Origin of the sequence: Ruthenibacterium lactatiformans, from assembly GCF_000949455.1 — a bacterium.
Taxonomy (GTDB): domain Bacteria; phylum Bacillota; class Clostridia; order Oscillospirales; family Ruminococcaceae; genus Ruthenibacterium; species Ruthenibacterium lactatiformans.
Window position 1 is genome coordinate 1 of the sequence record NZ_JXXK01000074.1, and the last position, 3,831, is coordinate 3,831.

Genomic DNA, 3,831 nt, shown 5'->3' on the forward strand with positions numbered 1-3,831 from the left:
AGCCATCAAGGACATTACCAAAGAATTGCTGGAAATGGCCGGAGAGGATAGCGCATTGGCTTATCAGGCCGAAGAGTTAAGCTTGCGGCTGATGGATTTTTACCCGGAAGGCACGGAAGCGGAGCTGGAACAACAGACACTGGATCTTGGACTTGTGGAAGCAGATGAAGCGGCGCTGCGCATTGGTTCTCTCCCGGAGGAAGAACATTATCTGGAACTTCACCGCACAGAGGCAGGCATTTATTCGTTTCAGATTTATGATGGAGCATTGCAGCTGGAGAAGATCGGGAGGATTGAGGCAGACACGCTCACAGATGCCAAGGATATAGTCGTTGAGGATCAGGGCTGGGCAGGATTGAAGCAAAACCTGCTGATTACCAGTGACTTTTCAGAGATGAAAGAGCTGGCGCAGGCCGCCGCCATGATGCCGGATCCCTCCCCGCTGGACTGCGATCAGGCAAAATTTTCAGCTGCGGCCAGAAGTAACTATGAAGGCATGACGGTTCTCATGACCGATGACGGGAATGTGTATCTGGGAAAAACGGCCAACTATGATAACCACGGCAACTATGACAATGAGGATCGCTCCCTGACTTATCTGACAGATGATAAGTCACTATTTTCACTGCTTGGTTCCGAAGGCTGCGTCAAAACGAGATCGGAGTGCATTGCCGGTGGAATCTACTCTGCGGAAAGCCTTGCTGCCTATGATCAGCTTCGAGCCGGTGTGTTGTCTCAATTTCAGGAAGTGCGGGAGCCGTACTTCGGGGAGCCGGTTGAGGAAGCCGCTTTCAAAGTTGGGGCAGAACATTATCTTTCTATGCAGGTTGCCTCGGATGGCAGCTGGGATTACACCTTGTATGGCAACGATTATCTGGAAGTGGACGGCGGTCAGATCGGAGACGCTGACATGTCCTTTGATACTGCCAAAGAAGAGATCCTGGCTGCCCATGACTTGAAGGACAAGATACTGGAACCGATGGCAACGGAAGAGCTGGAGAGTCAAACCAGATTTGCTGAGGCAAAGGATCTTCATGAGCATGGGCTGGTCTATCAGGATTACGTTCTGCGCAGCGAGCTTGGCGTGGAGATGGACGAAGCAATGGAAGGCAGGCTTCTGGATCGCTCTGATTTTACAGAGGAACAGATGGCTGTGATTACAGCTGCCGCTGAAAAAGGTCTCCCCTACGATGACCTGCTAAAGCCTGATCTTACCGTTGAGCAGATGCAATTTGCATCGGAAATGATGGAACAGGGCTATGATGTGACGGCGGTCTATGTTAAGGGAACACAAATATCACTGGTCGATAAACCGCTGGACGCAGAGGCCATAGCTGACATCAAGTGCCAGATGGAATACGATTCTATTCCCAAAATGCTCTATTCCAATGAGCAGTGGAAAGAAATTCAGGATGGAATGCGGCAGAAGCTGGATGTGATGGTCTATGCGAAGAAAGAGTATGAACCGGCACAGATGATGGAGCTGCGGCGTGGGCTGTCCAAAGGCATTGATGTGAGTGCTTATGCAGATCCGGCCTTTTCCAGTCAACAGATGCGTTTTATCCGGCGCAGTCTGGAGAGCGGATTTGACGTGTCTTCTTTTGCTAAGCCGGAAGTCCCGGCAAGTGAGATGAAAGAGGCCTATTTTGCGCTGAGAGACGGAACAAAAGCTCCGGAATCACAAGCTCAGAATGTGCAGACAAGAAAGGGTTCGCAAGAGGTGAGTTCCCCCGCAGATGCGGAACACAAGCTCTATCGGTACTACGCAACACAGCTGCCTGTGATGCCCGGTTCTATTCCATCTGGAGAAAACCGCCCCATCAATGTGATGAATTACGATAAACGAGAGCCGGTTTGTGGTGGGACTATGCAGGCATGGGGCTATGTGGAGTACGCCAAACCTCTGACCGAACAGCAGATGAAAAGCTATGAACTGAAAATGGAACCGAAGCAGCCGTCTGTACAAAAGCAGACGGCTGTTCCCGTGAAAGCGGAACCGGCAGTCGGAAGAAAGGAAGCCGGGAAGAAACCATCGGTTCTCGCCAACCTGCGCTCTAAGCAGGCTTTATTGGCTGATGCAGCCAAGCAGGATACCGCAAAAAAGATGACAAAGGAGAGATAAACCTATGAGCAAAGTGAGTTTTACTGTGGAAGAGGTCAATCTGCTGGCAATCTTTCAGAAAACCAGCAAGGCCTCGATGGTTCGGGAACTGCGGGAAATGGAAGCTGAGATTAAGGATCCTGAGATGAAGGAAATCATGAAGAGCGCCATTTCCAAGCTGGAGCAGGTGACGGAGGAAGAGTTTGCTTCGCTGGAATTCTTCCCTGCTGACTATGAAAAAGATGATGAATAAGGAGGAACGCTACATGGATGACTGTGTATTTGAGGCGTATGTCACGAATCTTGGAAAGTACAATGAGGGCGCTTTGGTTGGGGAATGGGTGAAATTCCCCACCACACCAGAAGAGATGCAGGAGGTATTCAAGCGAATCGGGATCAACGCACAGTATGAGGAATACTTTATCACTGACTATGATATGGATATTCATGGTCTTTATGACCAGCTGGGCGAGTATGAGAGCCTTGATAAGCTCAACTATCTGGCAGGCCGCCTTGACGAAATGAGCTTGTATGAGCGTAAGTGCTTTGATGCTATTCTGGAGTCCGGGCTGGATATTCCCGGTGATGGACTGGTTGCCTATATCAATCTGACCTACAATCTGGACAAGTACGAGATCTACTCCGGTATTATGGACGAAGCTGATCTGGGCAGGTATTGGGTTGAGGAAGGCGGTTATGATACCAAGGCAATGGGGGTTCTGGCTGATTATATTGACTATGAAGCCTTTGGCCGGGACATTCAGATGAATGAAAACGGCATGTTTACAGATGCCGGTTATGTTCGTGACAATGAAAGCTCTTGGGACGAATACTTCAATGGAGAGCTGGATGACATCCCTGACGAGTACCGGCTTGGTTCAGCGCTGGAGGAAGCACGGTCGGCCTCTAAGGAACAGGTTATAGAAGCAATGGAGGCTGCCGGGTATCATTATGACGAACTGGAAAGCTCCGAAGACCAGCTCCGATTTATGGGAGAAGGCGGCACGATCATGGAAATGGAAAGCTGGAGAGAAGCTGAGGACTGGTTGGAAGGTATGGTCTTTGATGATCCCGCTGTCTCTGATCGTGTGGAAGGCATTCTCCATCCGGAGCGTATGCCGGAAGAGCAGATGAACGCTGCACCTGTGCCGGAGAAGGATTCAGAGATTACAGTCTTGGTAGTGGAACCGATGAAGGAGCCTTATGAGAAGACAATTCCTTCTGGGTTAAGCTCTCTGCAAAATGAAGTGGGCGGAATGATTCAGGTGGTCTATCCTTTTGAGGATCCGGTTGGTCTGATTTGCAATGATGAGGGAAAGATCAATGGGATGGAGCTGAACCGGGCTTTACGTACAGAGGAAGGCGAGATTTACGACATTGTGGCGGGTACTTTCTTGGTGGCAGGACTTACCGAAGATAACTTTGGATCCCTTACGCCTGAGCAGCTGGAGACCTATTCCAAGCTGTATCAGAAGCCTGAGATTTTTGCCCAGATTGGCGGAGAGATTGTCGCAATTCCGGTATCCCCTGAGAAAGAGCCGGTGCAGGAAAACACCTTCACCATCTATCAGCTGAAAGACTCCCCAGAGACCAGAGATTATCGGTTTGTGAGCATGAAGCAACTGAAACGTCAAGATCTGGAGGTCAAGCCTGAAAATTACGATCAAGTCTATTCTGGCAAACTGAGCAGCACGGATACGCTGGACAGTATCTATGAGCGCTTTAATCTT

The 3,831-nt window shown here is 49.8% G+C and carries 3 protein-coding genes; all 3 read left to right on the plus strand.

The window, feature by feature from the left end:
- On the plus strand, nucleotides 1-2,122 hold a 2,122-nt coding region (locus TQ39_RS21365), incomplete at its 5' end, for a defense against restriction DarA-related protein (RefSeq protein ID WP_167541561.1).
- Between the two features lie 4 nt (nucleotides 2,123-2,126).
- Nucleotides 2,127-2,354, plus strand: coding sequence for a transposon-transfer assisting family protein (locus TQ39_RS19615; protein ID WP_050006781.1), 228 nt, complete (start codon nucleotides 2,127-2,129; stop codon nucleotides 2,352-2,354).
- Between the two features lie 13 nt (nucleotides 2,355-2,367).
- On the plus strand, nucleotides 2,368-3,831 hold a 1,464-nt coding region (locus TQ39_RS21140), incomplete at its 3' end, for an antirestriction protein ArdA (RefSeq protein ID WP_069955788.1).

Bases quoted from the DNA above. Each gene is read 5' to 3' on its own strand.
- TQ39_RS19615 (WP_050006781.1), top strand. From the start codon at position 2,127: ATGAGCAAAGTGAGTTTTACTGTGGAAGAGGTCAATCTGCTGGCAATC.